This is a genomic window from Paenibacillus gyeongsangnamensis (genome assembly GCF_027533625.1).
GTDB lineage: Bacteria > Bacillota > Bacilli > Paenibacillales > NBRC-103111 > Paenibacillus_G > Paenibacillus_G gyeongsangnamensis.
The window spans coordinates 255,453-272,611 of sequence record NZ_JAQAGZ010000004.1; the positions used below are offsets into that span (position 1 = coordinate 255,453).

Annotated in this window: 22 protein-coding genes; all 22 read right to left on the reverse strand. The window is 50.8% G+C overall.

The genetic code is table 11. The features are described from left to right. Positions 1-6: 6 nt before the first annotated feature. The gene (fliQ, locus tag O9H85_RS07915; RefSeq protein ID WP_269880778.1) at positions 7-276 is read right to left on the reverse strand and encodes a flagellar biosynthesis protein FliQ; all 270 of its coding nucleotides are present in this window, start codon (positions 274-276) and stop codon (positions 7-9) included. A 26-nt stretch (positions 277-302) separates the two neighbouring features. Further along, positions 303-1,067 carry a flagellar type III secretion system pore protein FliP gene (gene fliP, locus O9H85_RS07920; RefSeq protein ID WP_269880779.1) on the reverse strand — a complete coding sequence of 255 codons (765 nt, stop codon included), beginning with the start codon at positions 1,065-1,067 and terminating at the stop codon, positions 303-305. Then, the gene (locus O9H85_RS07925) at positions 1,064-1,711 is read right to left on the reverse strand and encodes a flagellar biosynthetic protein FliO (protein WP_269880781.1); all 648 of its coding nucleotides are present in this window, start codon (positions 1,709-1,711) and stop codon (positions 1,064-1,066) included. Before O9H85_RS07925 ends, fliP begins: the two co-directional genes overlap by 4 nt. Before the next feature lie 51 nt (positions 1,712-1,762). Then, the gene (locus O9H85_RS07930; RefSeq protein ID WP_269880782.1) at positions 1,763-2,125 is read right to left on the reverse strand and encodes a response regulator; all 363 of its coding nucleotides are present in this window, start codon (positions 2,123-2,125) and stop codon (positions 1,763-1,765) included. A 34-nt stretch (positions 2,126-2,159) separates the two neighbouring features. Next, entirely contained in the window at positions 2,160-3,410 is a 1,251-nt protein-coding gene (fliY, locus tag O9H85_RS07935; protein ID WP_269880783.1) for a flagellar motor switch phosphatase FliY, read from the reverse strand. After that, positions 3,400-4,398 (reverse strand): flagellar motor switch protein FliM, encoded by a 999-nt coding sequence (gene fliM / locus O9H85_RS07940; protein ID WP_269880784.1) that lies wholly within the window; start codon positions 4,396-4,398, stop codon positions 3,400-3,402. Before fliM ends, fliY begins: the two co-directional genes overlap by 11 nt. A 36-nt stretch (positions 4,399-4,434) precedes the next feature. Next, positions 4,435-4,911 carry a flagellar basal body-associated FliL family protein gene (locus O9H85_RS07945; protein ID WP_269880785.1) on the reverse strand — a complete coding sequence of 159 codons (477 nt, stop codon included), beginning with the start codon at positions 4,909-4,911 and terminating at the stop codon, positions 4,435-4,437. After that, on the reverse strand, positions 4,912-5,133 hold the full coding sequence (locus O9H85_RS07950) for a flagellar FlbD family protein (RefSeq protein WP_269880786.1): 222 nt from the start codon (positions 5,131-5,133) through the stop codon (positions 4,912-4,914). It lies immediately after the preceding gene. Between the two features lie 55 nt (positions 5,134-5,188). Continuing rightward, on the reverse strand, positions 5,189-6,025 hold the full coding sequence (locus tag O9H85_RS07955) for a flagellar hook-basal body complex protein (protein WP_269880787.1): 837 nt from the start codon (positions 6,023-6,025) through the stop codon (positions 5,189-5,191). 86 nt (positions 6,026-6,111) lie between these two features. Further along, a complete protein-coding gene (locus O9H85_RS07960) occupies positions 6,112-6,489 on the reverse strand; it encodes a TIGR02530 family flagellar biosynthesis protein (RefSeq protein WP_269880788.1) in 378 nt (125 codons plus the stop codon). Then, positions 6,490-6,933 carry a flagellar hook capping FlgD N-terminal domain-containing protein gene (locus O9H85_RS07965; RefSeq protein WP_269880789.1) on the reverse strand — a complete coding sequence of 148 codons (444 nt, stop codon included), beginning with the start codon at positions 6,931-6,933 and terminating at the stop codon, positions 6,490-6,492. Positions 6,934-6,968: 35 nt separating this feature from the next. Next, positions 6,969-8,597, reverse strand: a complete 1,629-nt coding sequence (locus tag O9H85_RS07970) for a flagellar hook-length control protein FliK (RefSeq protein WP_269880790.1) — start codon at positions 8,595-8,597, stop codon at positions 6,969-6,971. Between the two features lie 21 nt (positions 8,598-8,618). Beyond that, positions 8,619-9,545, reverse strand: coding sequence for a MotE family protein (locus tag O9H85_RS07975; RefSeq protein WP_269880791.1), 927 nt, complete (start codon positions 9,543-9,545; stop codon positions 8,619-8,621). Between the two features lie 29 nt (positions 9,546-9,574). Continuing rightward, positions 9,575-10,015, reverse strand: a complete 441-nt coding sequence (fliJ, locus tag O9H85_RS07980) for a flagellar export protein FliJ (protein WP_269880792.1) — start codon at positions 10,013-10,015, stop codon at positions 9,575-9,577. Between the two features lie 8 nt (positions 10,016-10,023). Continuing rightward, entirely contained in the window at positions 10,024-11,346 is a 1,323-nt protein-coding gene (fliI, locus tag O9H85_RS07985; RefSeq protein WP_269880793.1) for a flagellar protein export ATPase FliI, read from the reverse strand. Positions 11,347-11,348: 2 nt separating this feature from the next. Beyond that, positions 11,349-12,164 (reverse strand): FliH/SctL family protein, encoded by an 816-nt coding sequence (locus tag O9H85_RS07990; protein ID WP_269880794.1) that lies wholly within the window; start codon positions 12,162-12,164, stop codon positions 11,349-11,351. Continuing rightward, positions 12,157-13,173 (reverse strand): flagellar motor switch protein FliG, encoded by a 1,017-nt coding sequence (gene fliG / locus O9H85_RS07995; RefSeq protein WP_269880795.1) that lies wholly within the window; start codon positions 13,171-13,173, stop codon positions 12,157-12,159. The genes O9H85_RS07990 and fliG overlap by 8 nt, the downstream gene beginning before the upstream one ends. Positions 13,174-13,185: 12 nt before the next feature. Then, a complete protein-coding gene (fliF, locus tag O9H85_RS08000) occupies positions 13,186-14,781 on the reverse strand; it encodes a flagellar basal-body MS-ring/collar protein FliF (protein WP_269880796.1) in 1,596 nt (531 codons plus the stop codon). Between the two features lie 43 nt (positions 14,782-14,824). Further along, positions 14,825-15,121: a flagellar hook-basal body complex protein FliE gene (gene fliE, locus O9H85_RS08005; RefSeq protein WP_269880797.1), complete on the reverse strand. Its 297-nt coding sequence runs from the start codon at positions 15,119-15,121 to the stop codon at positions 14,825-14,827. Between the two features lie 33 nt (positions 15,122-15,154). Continuing rightward, positions 15,155-15,601: a flagellar basal body rod protein FlgC gene (gene flgC, locus O9H85_RS08010; RefSeq protein ID WP_269880798.1), complete on the reverse strand. Its 447-nt coding sequence runs from the start codon at positions 15,599-15,601 to the stop codon at positions 15,155-15,157. A gap of 6 nt (positions 15,602-15,607) precedes the next feature. Then, complete coding sequence (gene flgB, locus O9H85_RS08015; protein WP_269880799.1) at positions 15,608-16,006, reverse strand: flagellar basal body rod protein FlgB; 399 nt, start codon at positions 16,004-16,006, stop codon at positions 15,608-15,610. Positions 16,007-16,372: 366 nt separating this feature from the next. Continuing rightward, positions 16,373-17,146 (reverse strand): GTP-sensing pleiotropic transcriptional regulator CodY, encoded by a 774-nt coding sequence (gene codY / locus O9H85_RS08020; protein ID WP_269880800.1) that lies wholly within the window; start codon positions 17,144-17,146, stop codon positions 16,373-16,375. Positions 17,147-17,159 lie beyond the last annotated feature (13 nt).

The following is a 17,159-nucleotide window of genomic DNA, read 5'->3' on the forward strand; positions in this document are numbered from 1 at the left end:
CCCAACCTAACCGACGTATTTATAAAGATTATTCATCAAGTTATAGGTGAAATCCACCAATGTCGTCAGAATCCAGGGACCGAAGATCAGTATCGCCAGCAGCACCACAACGATCTTCGGAACAAACGCGAGCGTCTGCTCTTGAATCTGGGTTGTAGCCTGAAAAATGCTGATAATCAAACCGACGACCAGCGCTAGCAGCATCATCGGCGCACTGGCCTTTAGCGTGGTGTATACCGCTTCCCCTGCCAATCGGATAATAAATTCCGAACTCACTTAACGTTTCCTCCTGACGGGTCGTGCTATGAATTGTAGCTGAGCAAAAGCGACCTCACGACCAGATACCATCCGTCCACGAGAATAAACAACAATATTTTAAAGGGCAGCGAGATCATGACCGGCGGAAGCATCATCATCCCCATGGCCATGAGCGTACTGGCCACGACCATATCAATAATCAGAAACGGAATAAAGATCATAAACCCCATCTGAAACGCGGTCTTCAGCTCGCTGATGGCGTAAGCCGGGATCAGGGCGGTAATCGGCGTATCCTCTACTCCGCTCGGAGGTGCGGCTTTGGTGTAATCCAAAAACAGCTTAAGATCCTTCTGCCTCGTATGCTGAAACATAAACTTTTTCATTGGCAGTGCAGCCTTCTCCAGCGCAGCGGTTTGCGTCATTTGACCGTTCAAATACGGCTGAAGCGCCGTTTGATTAATCTCGCCGAAGGTAGGCGCCATGATAAAGAAGGTTAGAAACAGCGCCAGTCCGATAAGAACTTGATTGGGCGGCATTTGCTGCGTTCCCAGTGAGGTACGGACAAATCCGAGAACGATGACGATTCGGGTGAAGCTTGTCATTAGGACCAAGATCGCAGGCGCAATGCTCAGTACCGTAATAAACATTAGGATCGTTATCGTATTGGAAGCTCCGGACGGACTGTTCGCCGATCCGATATCAATGTTGATTCCCGGGATCGGATCTGCGGCCAAAGCTTGTCCCGTACCAAGAAGGAACAGCGTTAGCACAAGCGCTGCAAATACGAACCTCTTATTTCGTGTCATCATTTATCATTCAACCGATCTTTTTTGTTCTCATCCATCAACAAGTCCTCCAGCATCTTTTTACGATCGGTCATATGCTGCATTTTATGGTGGAATACTTGCTGAAACGAGGCGGACACGTCCATTTCTTCCTCTTCCGCTTCTTCCTTCCTCCGCAGCTTCCTCAGGAAGCCGCCGAAGGTTTCGAAATTGACAGCGGATGAGGATGAGCCGGCAGTCAGCGCCTCGATAAGATAAGCCACCTCATCCTCATTATCGATCTTTTCCAACAGCTGCACCTCTTGGCCTACGCCAACGATATACAGCGATTTGCCGATCTCGACGATTTGAATGGATTTGTTTTGTCCGAGCGGTACGCCCCCCAAGGAGCGGATCGCACGTCCGGATAAAAATCCGGTTTTTTTCGAAATCAGCTTCATTACCAATAAAAAGATGCCGATAATAAGGATAAGAAACACGATGACCTTCACTATCATCCATCCCGTATCCGCTGGACTAACCCCGGGGTACGGGCTCGTCTGTGGGTCCACGAGCTTGGAACCGAACGGTTCCGCCCCCGTTTCCCCGAAACAAACAGCAGCGAACACTGCTGTTTGCAACCAACCGATGACTACGCCTGTCGCTACCCTCACTGCGCGTCTGATCAACCTTCACATTCCTTTCGGGAAGCATCGTTGCACCGGAGAATGACGCTCCGATTAACCTAGCGTTTTCTTGATCGCCTCGATAACACGGTCGGCTTGGAACGGCTTCACGATGAAGTCTTTCGCTCCTGCTTGAATGGCATCGATGACCATAGCCTGCTGGCCCATTGCGGAACACATAATGACTTTGGCATTCGGGTCGAGCTTCTTGATTTCCTTCAACGCTTGGATGCCGTCCATCTCGGGCATGGTAATATCCATGGTAACCAAATCCGGACGAAGCTCTTTAAATTTCTCGATCGCTTGCGCTCCGTCGTTGCCTTCACCTACGACCTCATATCCGTTCTTGGATAAAATATCGCGGATCATCATTCTCATAAATGCTGCGTCGTCTACAATCAGAATTCGGTTTGCCATGGGATATTGTCCTCCTAAGCGATTAGCTTATTTTTTATTGTAATTTCTGTATCCGGTCCCACTGATTCACGATATCCGTTACCCTGACGCCGAAATTTTCGTCGATAACGACCACTTCGCCTTTGGCGATCAGCTTGTTGTTCACGAGGATATCGACCGGTTCGCCTGCAAGCTTGTCCAGCTCGATGATGGAGCCTTGGGAAAGATCGAGAATATCTTTGATGACCTTATGCGTTCTTCCCAATTCAACCGTTACCTTGAGCGGAATATCGAGCAGCAGATTCAAGTTCGTATCTTCTGCCGGACTCAGTTGAAGAGGTGTGAAATTGGAGAATTGCGCCGGCTGCACTTGGACGTTCCGATTCGTCGGCATGCCGTAGTTTGCAGGCTGCGGCGGCATCATCGGCTGCTGGTACATCGGTTGTTGGTACATCGGCTGTTCATACATCGGCTGCTGATAAGCCGGCGGCGCCATAGGCGGCTGAGCAGCCATCCCAGGCGGCATCATCGGCTGCCCGGCGGAGATATCATTCGATGCAGACGGCTGTGCAGTTGCAGCCGGCGCACTTGGCGCCGCAGGAGCAGGCTCCGATGCTTCTCCCCCGCCCATTAGGGTGGAGACCATCTCTTTGGCAAAGGTCACAGGCAGGAGCTGCATGATCGTGGAATCGATCAAATCGCCGATCGTTAACCGGAACGAAATTTTGATAAATACCTCTTCTTGAGGAAGCCTGCTTTCTCCTTCTCCTTCAGCTAAATTTAAAATATCGATTCCCGGAGGAGAGATATTCACGAAACGGTTGAAGATGGTGGACATCGAAGTCGCCGACGACCCCATCATTTGATTCATCGCTTCTTGAACCGCGCTGATATGGATTTCGGACAGCTCGGTGTTTTGCCCCGTCCCGTCTCCCCCCATCATCAGATCGGCGATGACCTGTGCATCCCTGGTCTTGATGACGAGCAGATTAATACCGTGAAACCCGTCCACGTAATTGACATGTACGGCAACATGCGGTTTCGGAAACTCATTGACCAATTCATCTCTGGCAATGATGGAAACCTTCGGAGTCGTAATATCCACTTTCTTGCCGAGCAGCGTGGAAAGCGCCGTAGCTGCACTGCCGAAAGTAATATTTCCGATTTCACCAAGCGCATCCTGCTCTAAAGAAGACAGGTAATCTTCCACAATAGGCTGTGCGGAGCTGCCGAAGCCGCTGTCGGAAGATTGCTTGAGCAGCGCGTCGATCTCCTCTTGAGACAAATAATCTTTACTATTCGTCATATTCCTCTACTCCTTCATCGACGATCTCATTAATTTGAATCGCCAGCTTCCCGCGGGTCGTTCCCGGGCTGCCGTAAAATTTGAGCTTTTCCCCGATACGGATGTGAAGCGGATCGTCAACCGGCTTATTTAACGTAATGACATCATCGACATTCAAGTTAAGAAATTCCCTGACTGAAATTTGCGACATCCCGAGCTCTGCAATAATCGGAAGCTTGGCTTTGTGCAAACGCGCCTCAAGAGCCTGAATCTCCTCCGGTGCCCGCGTTTTCTTCTGCGATACGAACCAATGGTGCACCGACAATCTCGGCATGATCGGCTCAATGACCACATGCGGGATACAAAGGTTGATCATTCCCGTCGTATCGCCGATCTTGGTGCTGAGCGAGATCAGGGCTATCGTCTCATTGGGCGATACGATTTGCATGAATTGAGGATTCGTTTCCAAAGCTTCCAGACGCGGCGAAATATCGACAACCGTCTTCCACGCTTCCTGCAGGCTCTCGAACGCTCTGCTGAAGATACGTTCCATGACGATGGTTTCGATCTCGGTCAATGCATTGATCTTGGTCGGAGAGGCTCCCGTGCCCCCGAGCAGACGATCCAGCATGGCGAAAGCGACGTTCGGATGAACCTCCAATACCATTCGGCCTTCCAAAGGCTCCGCTTCAAAAATGTTCAGAATCGTCATCTTCGGAATCGATCGGATAAATTCATCGTAAGGCAGCTGTTCCACCTGTACGACGTTAATTTGCACAAAGGTTCTTAGTTGGGCGCTGAAATATGTAGTCAGATAACGGGCGAAGTTCTCATGAATCCGCGTCAAGCTCCGGATATGATCCTTTGAGAAGCGAACCGCACGCTTGAAATCATACGCCCGGACCTTCTTCTGCGTTTCTTCCTTTTTGAGCTCTTCCGCATCCATTTCTCCGGACGAGAGTGCGGCCAGAAGCGCGTCAATCTCGTTCTGCGAAAGCACATCCACCATGAACGTCACCTCCTTTGCGCATAGAATGAGTCATTTCTATTGAAGCACCTTTTCAGTGATCCAGATTTGTTTCAGCTTTCCTTCGTGAAGAAGGGGATTCATTTTATTCATAAGGGCTGAGGTGAGCGTATCAAAGCCTTTGCCGCCGGATACCTGGTCGGGCGTCATATCCGCCAGCGTCTGAACGATGATGGCCTTCATTTTAAAATCCAGCTTGGTGAATTCATCTGCAGCCTTCTTATTTTCCAATTCAAAGGCAAAGCTTACTTTAATGAATTTGTCGTTGCCGGAGAGGTTCGTCAGAATGTCCTTCATGATGACCGTATTTTCTTTGACCTGATCCGGAGTCAGTGCTTTGGCTGTCTTGACTTCCTTCGCGGAATTTTGCGCTTGCTCCTGCGAGGATTGGTTTCCTTTATCCATATAGTTCCATAGAACGAATGCTGCCGTCAATATTAAAGTAATTGCGATGAGTATGGCTACGACCATAATAAATAATCTGCTCTTTAACAACTACGACCCCTCCGAATTCAGGCTCTTAAGCGTGCCGCTGACGAGACCAATCGTTTGAAAATATCGCTGGATTTTCTCCACTACGTCATCAACCGGCTCCAGCACCATAATTTTTTTGCCCGTCACTAGCGTGATCATCGTATCCGGCGTTTCCTCAACCATTTCAATTAAGATGGCGTTGAGAGTGACCGCCTTGCCGTTAAGCCGCGTCAGCTGTATCATCTATTACCTCCAGAGGCTGATGATCGGGGGAGGCGAACCTCCCCCTGGCTTGCTATTAGTGTACCAGATTGACTATTTCCTGAAGAACTTGATCCGACGTTGTAATGATACGGGAGTTTGCTTGGAAGCCCCGCTGGGCCACGATCATTTCGGTAAATTCAGACGTTAAGTCAACGTTCGACATCTCGAGCTGTCCGGAAACGATGGCGCCAGTGCCAGTCGCCGGGTCGTTCGCCAAGGAGTTTCCAAGGACAGTGGAAACCGCAGCGGTGTCGGAGTTAAGTGTTGATTTGTATAAATTGCCTCCGATCTTCTCCAAACCGCTTGGATTTGCAACTTTTACAACGGCAATAAATTTACCGGTGTTCGTTGTAGTACCCGTGTTATCCACAGTAATAATTTCACCGCTATTAGAGATGGAAAATCCAGTAACGTTACCAAAAGTTTTTAAATCGATCGGAGCGTTGTCCGTACCAATTACAAACATACCGTCCGCATTGACCAATTGTTTATTCGCATCGAGCGTGAAGTTCCCCGCACGCGTCAAAAACGGCTCGCCGTTGCTCGCATCGGCTCTGACGGCAAAGAATCCGTCGCCATCAATCCGAAGATCTGTCGGTACGTTGGTCGTCATGGCGCTTCCGGGCGTATGAACCGTATCAATCGATGCAATGGACACGCCCAGGCCGATTTGCTTAGCGTTTACTCCGCCTTTAGTAGCGTCTTGAGACGGCGTTACACCCGATACGGTCTGGCTCAAAATATCTTTGAACATAACGCGTCCGGCCTTGAAGCCCACCGTATTGACATTGGCGATGTTGTTGCCGATCACATCGAGCTTCGTCTGAAATCCTCTCATACCCGAAACACCGGAATAAAGAGATCTAAGCATGGAATAGGTTCCTCCTCAGGAATCATGAAAATGGTTGTTTCTATCGGTCCACAACCTAAGGCCTCCATTGCTGGGCCAGCCTATTGTTAAGAGATGATCATGGCACTGTCGATCTGCGTAAACAAGTTATCTTTCATGGAAGCTCCGTCCATTGCGGTTACCACGGTACGATTCTTTATGTTCACGATCAAGGCTGTGCCGTTTAAAAGCATCAATGAATCCTTTGCGCCCTTCGTTTCCGCTTTATCAATCGCCGTTTTTAGCTGATCCAGTTGCTCCGGCTTAAACTGAATGCCCCGCTGCCTAAGCCGCTCTTCCGCATGATGGCTGAATCGGATCGTCTGATTCTTAAGCAGCTGATCGAAGGTCGCTCCGGCAGGTGTCCGTTCCGGCTCGGTCCTTCTGGCCGGCAGCGGCGCCGCTAGACCGGGGTACAGCCTGCCGATCGAGATTCTTTCCGACATTTAGCTCCCCTCCTTGTTAGAGATGGAGGTAATCTTATCCATCGGAATTTCAAGCGTGCCTACTTTGGCGTATTGTTCGCCGCTCTTCATGACGATCGAATCGACGAGCCCTGTTCCGACAACGGCTTTCCCGTTGCTGTCCGTCATGGAATATCCAATATTTTTACCGATCAGCCCTGACGCGGCTCCTAAAGACTGCCTCAGCAGCTTCATCTCGCTGCTCATGTTGGTAAGCTGCTCTACGGATGTAAACTGCGCCATTTGAGCTATGAATTCTTTATCCTGCAGCGGCTGCGTCGGATCCTGATTTTGCATCTGGGCGATCAGAATTTTCAGGAAATCGTCTTTACCGAGCGAACCTTTGTTCCCGGTGCTTGCATTTTTGATATTCGTTGCAGAATAGTTGGGCCATACGTTCTTTGTGCCGATAATGGAATCGGACATTCGTTTCACCTCCTGCTGACGCTTGATGCTGCGGATTAAGCCGTGACGTCGATGGATTTGGCTTCGTTGTCATGGACAGATGACGCAGGGACGGTTTCTTCCGTCGGATCTTCCGTAAAATCTTCATCTACCGCAGCAACTTTACCAGCGTTAGATTTCTGCTTGTTTCCTGTAAACTGCTGGGATTGCTGCTGGCGATGCTCTTGGAACAAGCCGGATTGGAAGTTTTGGCTTTGTCCGACTTCCAATCGTTCCACCTGAATGCCCTGCGTCTGAAGCGTTGCCCGGAGCTGCGGCAATTGACTTTCCAGGAGATCTCTGCCGGCCGAGCTGTCAGCCATGAATTGGGCAACCAGTTGACCGTTATGCATCGTCAGCTTCACATCCACTTGACCCAGGTGCTTAGGGAACAGGGAGATTTTCGCTTCGCTGAAGCCTTCCGCATTCGACTCCAGAGAGAATGCTTTCACGATAAATTCGGCGGTTTGCTCCGAGAAAGCTTCAGCCGGCATTTGCAAAACCGGCGCCTTCGGTACATAAGTACCGGCAGCGGTCTGCTTCAAAAACTCATGAAGCGGTACTGCTTGAACATTCCCGTTAAGCAGGTCTGATGAACTATTGTCGTTCAACGGTTGAAACAATGCATCGGACTCGGCCGAAGGTTCGGACAGAAGCTGAACCGGTACGGCTTTAGCCGATAAAGCTTCAAGCTTTTGAAGAGTGCTTGGCACGACTTGTACCAAATTCCGAATTCCGGCTTGATTCGATTGGGCTCCTTCTGCTGAAACGGTCGATTTAACGGAACGCTTCGCCGAAATGGGAGTCTTATGTAAGATGGAATCGTTCGGAGCCGCATTCTGCTCCAATGCTCCTGTCAAGTTGACGGTTTCGGTTACTGCAGCCGGAGATGCAGCTTCATATTGCTTAAGAAGCGTTTGTACCGTATTCATCAGGCTTGGAAGCTCTTGGCCTGCCGCCACTGCCTTCTGAACCGTTTCATTACCTGAAAGCAATATCTCCTTCAGCTGATTCAACATATGCAGAGCATCCTTTTTATTCATCAGCGGATGAATGGATACGGACGGCTCCGGCGTGCCCGGCAGCGTGGAAGACTGCTGTACCGCGGATGCCAAAGGAACAAACAACAACGCGTCCAATGCCGTACCGGTTCCGTCGGAGCTCAAGCTGACGTTGGGTGCAGAACCATCGTTCCCCGGGGCAAGCGCGGCTTGCAGCGATCCGTCAGGCTGTACGGCGGATTTCTCTGCCGAAGCTGCAGGAAGTAGTGAAGCGAGCAGGACCTGAAGCTGAGAAAGCAATGATTGCATCAGCGGGTCGTTTACTAGGCTGTCCGACTGCTTTTCTTTCGATGATGCTAAAAGCTTCGTCAATGCATCCAAAGCTGCTGCTGCAGCCTCCGGCGCTTGATCAGGCATCGGGTTCAGGTTGCCGCCCGAAGTCAGCAGTTGAATCGTGGCCAGAAGAGACGCGTTCTCGGTCGGCTGTGACGCGTTTGCTTGAGGTATGACTTGCACCAGCATCCCGTTCAGAGCATTGGAGAAGCCTGCATTTCCTGCTCCCTTCTGTCCGCCGCCGCCGCCCGAAGCCGCAGTACCGGCTCCGAGTTGAGCTGCCGCAGGTGAAGCTTGCGCTTGAATTTCCATTTTTTCACCTCCTTTCAATGGTTATTGGACCAGACGTGCGGAGATTAACGCTGCGGTTTCTTTCGATTGATCCGAGATGGCGGCGATGATTCTGGATCGGCCTGCGCTATCCATCGAGCTGAGGATCGACAGAACCTTGTCCGGATTGGAGTTTTGCATCTCCATCAAGACGATCGCTGCATTCTTGGGCGTCATGTTCGAGAACGTCGCCCCCAGATCATCCTTGCTCAGCTTCTGCGATTGCTTCGTGTCGGGGGTGGCCGATTGCTTCAGCCTCTCCTGCAGTGCCGCGATTTCGGTGTCCTTTACCGCAGCTTGATCCTTCAATAATATCGATGCGTCCGCAGCCTTCTTCGGGTCCATCTTCTCGAGCACCTTAACCCTGTCGTCGGTCTTCATCATGCTGAGGATGAGCACCTGTTCTTTCGTTGTCAAGTTCTCCATGATCGGCGCCGATTTGGTTGGACTCATCTTGGCGTACATGGACGCCAGCTGCTGGATTTGTGCCGTGTATTCTTCATCTGTCAAAGCTTTCGTCTTCATTTTTTCTTCCAGGGTGCTGTTCTTCAGCTGGAGGTCTTTAATGGTTTGATCCCGCTGCTGGATGGCGGCCTCCGCTTTTTTCAGCTCCTGCTGAACCTCCTCAATCTTAGCCGAGGCCTGACCCTGCTGATCTTGTGCAGTGCTCGCGCCCTGACTTTGCGCCCCCGCAGCCGCCCCGCCAGCTTTTGGATCGGCCGCTGCTTTGGTCTTCGGCTCCGGAACGATGCTCTTGACAATGGGAATTTGCTTCGCCGCTTTCAGCAAGCCGTTCATCACGTCGTAATCGAAGATGGTCAGAAGTACGCCAAGCAGCACCGCAGTGAATACAAACGGAATAAGGAACCAGATCAAAAACCGCTCCATCACTCCATAAGAACGGGTCTCCTCCGTTTCCATGCTTGCCATCACCTCACCTCCGTAAGTAAAACAAGTTGTTAAGACATACGCTGATATCGGTTTGTCGCCATTTCATCAAGCTGATTTTGCTCATGCTTCAGCAGCCCGGCGGAGAAACGCTGGTATGCCTTGTCCTTCGCCTTGGTCCATACCTTCTCCTGAAGCAGCTTCCCGTTCAAATCTTCCTGCTTCGATCGAGCGGTCGATTTGGCTTGCTCCAGATCTTTTGATTTCAGATGGATTTGAACATCATAATGATCGACAAAGCTTTGAAACAGCTTCAGCTCCGAGATGGTCGTTGTCGAACCGGATTTTTGCTGAAGCTCCATTTGGACCTCTTCTTTTGCGGATTGTAAATGATGCAGCGACGATTCTTCCTCACGCACCTTCACCATCGCTTGAGTCAACATCCATTCGGCCTGCGTTTTTTCATTGCTTTTAAGGTCCACGATTTTCTGAAATGCGTAATGAAAACGCATATTTCATCTCATCCCCTGTAAAATTCTCGAATTAAACGCTCCTGCGCCTCAGAAAACGTCAGCTTCTCGTTTACTCTCTGCTTAGTATAATCCCATATGGATTGAATGGCCTCCAGCGACTGATCGATTTCCGAATTTGAGCCCCTCTGGTACGCCCCGATATTAATCAGATCCTCCGAATCCTTATAAACGGAAAGCAGCCTTTTCAAATGCTCCGCCGCGAGCTGCTGCTCGGCCGGCACGATTTCCTTCATTACCCGGCTTACGCTGGAAAGGACGTCGATGGCCGGATAGTGGCCGCGGTTCGCTATATTCCGGTCGAGGACGATATGACCGTCCAATATGCCTCGGACAGCATCCGCGATCGGCTCGTTCATATCGTCGCCGTCCACGAGCACCGTATAAAACGCTGTGATCGAACCCTTGGGGCCTGTTCCCGATCGCTCGAGCAATTTCGGAAGCGCTGCAAATACCGACGGCGTATAGCCGCGGGTTGCAGGCGGTTCGCCTACCGCTAATCCGACTTCCCTCTGGGCCATTGCGAATCGGGTGACCGAGTCCATCATCATCATGACGTTGAGACCGCGGTCACGGAAATATTCCGCAATGCTGGTCGCAATGAGCGCGCCTTTGATCCGAATGAGCGCAGGCTGATCGGATGTCGCCACAATGACGACGGAACGCGCCAAGCCTTCGGGCCCGAGATCTCTCTCGATAAAATCGAGCACCTCCCGGCCCCGTTCACCGATCAGCGCAATGACGTTCACGTCGGCCGACGTGTTTCTCGCGATCATGCCCATTAGCGTGCTCTTCCCAACTCCGGAACCAGCGAAAATCCCTACCCGCTGCCCTTTGCCTATCGTCAGCAAGCCGTCGATGCAGCGAACGCCTACACTGATAGGTTCTAGCACACGAGGCCGTTTCAAAGGATTGCTGGGTATGTTATTGGTCGAATAATGGGTCATCCGGGTCGGCAGAAATGTACCGTCGAGCGGTTGTCCCAAACCGTCGAGCACTTTGCCCAGCAGCTCGTGACCGACTTGAACAGTCAACGGCTTTCCTGTTCCTACGACATCGCAGCCGGGGCCGACGGAATGCAGCTCTCCCAAAGGCATCAAGATGACCTTGTTATTTTTAAAGCCAACGACTTCCGCCTTCAGCGGCTCCGCCGCTTTATAAGGATAGATGTAGCAAACATCGCCGATGCTGGCATCCGGTCCTTCGGATTCCACCGTGAGCCCGATGACTTGAGTTACTTTGCCATTCACGCGAACCGGGTCCAGCTGTCGCAAATATTCAATGTATTTCGAGGCATCCGGCGTCGTGCTCATCATTATGCCCCCTCGCTTCTTACAGCTAACTGTTGGAGCGCATTCTTGATTTCTTTCAATTGCGTATCGATACGGGCATCGATGCTTCCGAAGGTCGAACGGACGACACAGCCGTGATCGTGGACCGAAGCGTCCGGAATAATTTGCAGCTCCGCCTGGGAATCAATATGCAACAAGAGCTCGTCTCTTGCGTCTTGTATGTATGTGAAATGTGCCGGCGATACGCAGAGGGTGATAATGCCTTTCTCCCGCCGTCTGGCCAACACCTCGCCGATAAGCTGCGTCACCCATTCGGATTCTACCGTCAGCTGGCGACGAACGATCTTCTCTGCGATGGAGCAGCTGAGCTCGATTAAGAACGGTTCCGACTCTTGAACGATTTGCTGCTTCAGAATGTAGGCTTGCTCCAGAATTTGCGACGCTTCCTGCAGCATAGACTCATATTTTTCTTGAAGCTCCTGTTCGGCTTGCGCGAGCCCTTCCTGATAGCCTTGGCGGAAGCCTTCTTCCCTTGCATGATCGGCGGCGTCATGATCCTCCTGTCGGCGGCTGTGCCACCAGGCATCGATCTCCGATTGCGCTTGTTCCTTCAGGGCAGCGGCCTCATCCATTGCGGCGCGAACCTGCTCTTCAGCGAACGATTGCGCGTCGGTCAGGATCTGGTCTTTCATCCGCATGGCCTGCTCCAGCGCTTCCTGCTCCTCAAGCGATACTTCGTTGTCGGAGCGTTCCTGATGGAGAACGGGTGAAGCCGGGTGTTCTACAAGAACCGTATCTTCCTTAGCTACATATTGGAAAAACTTGATGACATTAGACAATAATATCATCTCCTCCGCCGCGTGCGATAATGATCTCGCCGGCTTCTTCCAAACGACGAATGGTTGCTACGATACGGGTTTGGGCTTCCTCTACGTCACGGAGACGAACAGGACCCATGTATTCCATCTCTTCTCGGAACGTCTCGGCCATCCGTTTGGACATGTTCTTGAAGATGGCCTCGCGCACTTCTTCGCTGGCGACTTTAAGCGCAAGCTGCAGGTCGGCGTTCTCGATATCGCGAATGATCCGTTGGATGGAACGGTTGTCGATATTGACGATGTCCTCGAAAACGAACATCCGTTTCTTGATTTCCTCGGCCAGCTCGGGATCCTGAATTTCCAAAGAATCGAGAATCGTTCTTTCCGTCCCCCGGTCGACGCCGTTCAATATTTGAACTACCGCCGTGATGCCGCCGGCATTCGTGTAGTCCTGGGTTACTGTGGCGGACAGTTTCTGCTCCAGCACCCGCTCCACTTGGCTGATCACTTCCGGCGAGGTGCTGTCCATTAAGGCGATTCGCTTCGCCACGTCCGCCTGTTTTTCCTGCGGAAGCGAAGAAAGAATGATGGAGGCTTGATCCGGCTGTAAGTAGGAAAGCACCAACGCAATCGTCTGTGAATTTTCATTCTGAATAAAGTTCAAGATTTGCGCGGGCTCGGCTTTTCTTGCAAAATCGAACGGCCGCACCTGCAGCGTCGCGGTCAAACGGTTGATGATATCGAAAGCCTTCTGCGAACCGAGCGCTTTTTCCAGGATCTCCTTCGCATACGCGATCCCGCCTTGCGAGATAAATTCTTGCGCCAAGCAAATTTGATGGAATTCTGCCAAGATCGCGTCCTTCTCGGCATTATCGACCTTGCGGACATTAGCGATTTCCAGTGTGAGCTGCTCGATTTCCTCGTCCCTGAGATGCTTGAATATTTGAGCGGACACCTCAGGTCCCAAGCTGATCAAAAGAATGGCGGCTTTTTGTCGCCCTGTCAAACCCGGTTGCTGAACCTTAGCCAACAAACCACACCTCTATTCGTCTACTAACCAAGTACGGAGCAGATTTACGAAATCTTCCGGCTTTTTCTTCGCCAGCTGTTCCAGCTGCTTGCGAACTTGGTTTTCATTGTTAACATTGTCGATATCGATGGTCGGGAACTCCAGCTTCGGCGACTCATCGATCAGTTCTTCCTCCGCTTTCGCTGCGGCTCTGCGTCTTCTCACCAGCCAGTAGCCTCCGCCGGCCAGAAGCGCGAGCGCCAGACCGCCGAGTCCGCCGTATAACAGCATCGCGTTGGAATTCGTAAGCGGGCTGGTGTTCGCACGAGCGAACGTATGCGGGAAAACCGACACTTTCTTGGCTAAATCCGCTTCAGGAACAGGTGGATTGTTATCGGCAAGCGCTGCGCGTACCACATTCGTCACGATTTGTTGGACTGCTGCAATCGTCTGCGGCGTTAAAGAATTCGGATCCGCTGGATTCGGCGGTTCAATCCCTACATTGATGGTTAAATCTTTTACTACGTATGGCGTAAGCTCGATTTCATTCGTAATCCGGTTGACTTCGTAGTTTACCGTTTTTTGCAGCTCCTCGGATTTGGATTTCCCGTTATTGCTGCTGCCCGGATATCCCGGCACATCTGTCGCTCCCGTACCCGGAACGCCGCCTTGCGGCGCGCTGCTGTCGCTGGTATAGTTTTTGGACAGCTCCTGCACGGAAATTTCGAGCCCCTTCTGATCGACCGTGTTCGGGGCCGTTACCAGCTGTTCCTTCCGCTTCGTCTGGTCAAAGTTCATAGTTGAGAACACGCTGACAATGACTTTGTCCTTGCCTAGGATCGAACCTAACATTTGCTGAACGTTACGGGTGACATCGTTTCGAAATTGGTTGTTGATTTCAAACTGCTGTACCGCCAAATTGGAAGATCCGCTCACTTTTCCTTTCGATTTGGAATAATCGAGCTGATCGCCGTTCTGATCGGAAATAGTAATGTTGTCGATCGGCAAGTTCTTCACGCTGTGCGAAACCAGGTTGTACATCGTATCGATCTTGGCTTGATCCAGCGTGTAGCCGGGCTTCACGTTAACAACGACCGATGCGGACGCTTTTTCCGGTTCGGCCCCTTTGGGAAGAAAGACGCTCTTATCCGGGAAGGTGATCAATACTTTCGAGCTGCTTACCGCATTATTGGAGTTGATCAGCTGCTGCAGCTCGCCCTGTACCGCGTTGACATATTTGACATCAAACTCGCGGTCCGTATAACCCAGCATGCTCTTCTGATCGAAGGAACCGTAACCGACATTGCCGCTTTTGTTCAAGCCTTGCGACTCGACCGCCAGCTTCACGCTTGCCACCTGACTCCGTGGTACGCCGATGCTCTTGCCGTCTTCGCTCAGCTGGTACGGAATCTTAGCGCTGTCCAGATAGCTTTTGATGGAAGCCGCATCGCTCGGCTGCAGGTTCGTATAAGCCAGCGCATATTCCGTCTTCGAAAAATTATAGCTGATGATTCCTACCGTCAGCATGATTAATATCACAGTGGCAACAAATGTAAATTTTTGCGTTTTGCTGAATTGGTTCCAATATTGCTTCATGCGGTTCCAATATTGGACAAAATTCTCGTTCACCTTTTCACCCCATCTGAAGAACAGTCGCTAGCCTATGCCGGAATCAGACCTGAGTTCTCATAATTTCCTGATATGCCTCGATGACTTTATTGCGAACCTGTACGGTCAATTCCAGTCCAAGCGACGCCTTCTCGGAAGCGATCGTCAATTGATGGACATCGGAAATTTCTCCTTTGACGAATTGCTGGTTCAATTGATCTACAGCCGTTTGCTGCGCGTTCAGGTTGCTGATGGCTTCGTTCAGGAATTTGCCGAACTGATCCGTCACCTCGGCTGCGCTTAGGCTCTTAGGTGCGGCATCCGTGCCGATCTGAGGCTGCAGGTTAATTTTATTGATCATAACGAGTCCCCTTTATTGAGAAAAATGATGTGCCTATCTCCCGATTTCGAGCGCTTTGGTGATCATGCTTTTGGATGCGTTGAGTGCCGTTACGTTCGCTTCATAGGAACGGGTTGCCGATATCATATCCACCATTTCTTTAAGCACGTCCACATTCGGCATCATAACAAAGCCATTCTCGTCTGCATCCGGATGCGAAGGATTGTAGACCTGCTTAAAGGGAGATTGATCGTCGGTAACCTTGGTTACACGAACGCCATCTCCAGCCCCTCCGTTCATTGCATCCTGAAGCGCATCGGCGAAAGCAGGCTTCTTCGGTTCGATGGTCACCAGCTTTCTCTGGTACGGCATCCACTTGCCGTTTACCAACCTGGCTCGGGTTGAATCCGCATTTGCAATGTTGGAGGAAATGACATCCATACGAAACCGCTGAGCCGTTAATGCCGAAGAGCTGATATCGAAACCGTTAGTCAGTCTCATGGTTTATCATTTTCCTCCAATCGCCGTACGGGCTTGTTTGATCTGATTGTTTATTTCCTGAACCATGACATTATATCTTAGCTGGTTTTTGGCCATCAGCGACATCTCGTAGTCGATGTCCACGTTATTCAGGTTGTTGTTGATCATGGACCCGTTGTCTTGAATAATTTGCGGACCGGGCTGTGCCGGACGTCCGATCACGAAATGTCTCGGATCGGTTCGGTAGCCTTCGAGTGTCTTGCCGTTCATCTCTTGCTGAAGCAGCTCCTCGAACTTCACTTCCGAGCGTTTAAAGTAAGGCGTGTCGACATTTGCAATGTTGTCCGCGATCACCTTCTGGCGGAGCGTGGACGCGTCAAGCGAGCGTTCCATGAGCTGAAAGCTTGGATTGTTTAGAATATTCAAGAGTCATTTCCCACTTTCAATTGGATGATCTTGTAATTGATCTTGTAACACTTATTCAACAGCCCGAGTACAATATCCTCCTTTCTTCGACATCTTTGCCCAAAAAAAATATTGCCTGACTGTCACAAATTGTAGTAAACAAGAACTATATCTATATTGAGAGAATATGAAAATTATTACAATATGAAAAAAGCCCTATATTTTCATATAGGACCCTATTATTGCCTTTGAAATTTTTGTAAATCGTCCAGGATAAACGGCTACGCCGTCCTTGTCTTACAAGGACCAGCGCGTTTATCAAGGTTGATACGAAGCTATAAGCCCGCGAAAAACTTATAAATTCTTATCAACTGAAAAATGGACAAATTATAGCTTTACGCTTTGAATGCCTTGCATTAACTGATCGTTCAGGATGCGAATGTACGTTCCCTTCATGCCGAGGGAGCGGGTTTCGATTACGCCGGCGCTCTCCAATTTTCTGAGGGCATTGACAATCACGGATCGAGTGATTCCGACACGATCCGCAATTTTGCTGGCAACCAGCAAGCCTTCCGTTCCTTCAAGCTGCTCGAAGATGTGTTCAACCGCTTCCAGCTCGCTGAACGAAAGCGAACCGACCGCCACTTGAACTACGGCCTTGCTGCGCGCCTCGATCTCAATTTGCTCCGCTTTCTCGCGCAAAATCTCCATGGCCACCACCGTCGAACCGTATTCTGCCAAAATCAGGTCGTCGTCAATAAACGGACTTTCCCGTTTGGTTAAGATTAGCGTCCCAAGCCTTTCCCCTCCGCCGACGACCGGCACGACAGTAATCTTGAATTCACTTTCCGCCGCATGCGCGCCGAAGACGTCGAAAGAACTGCCGCCTTCCAGGTTGGAGGAGGTCTCCTCCACCTTCAGCAGCAGCTGATTGTATTCCGGCGGGAAACGGTTTTCCTGCAGAAACGCTTCTCCGGTCCCTGTTTCCTCCTCCCCCGATACGTAAGCGCAGCCCAGCACCTTTCCTTTCCGGCTGACGACGAAGATATCGGCATGAAGGATATCGCTAAGGACGCCGGCCATATCCCTGAAGCTGACCGGATTCCCCGCTTCTTTCTGCAGCAGCTTGTTCAGCCTTCTCGTTTTCATTAACAAGGTCATCAAATTTGCCTCC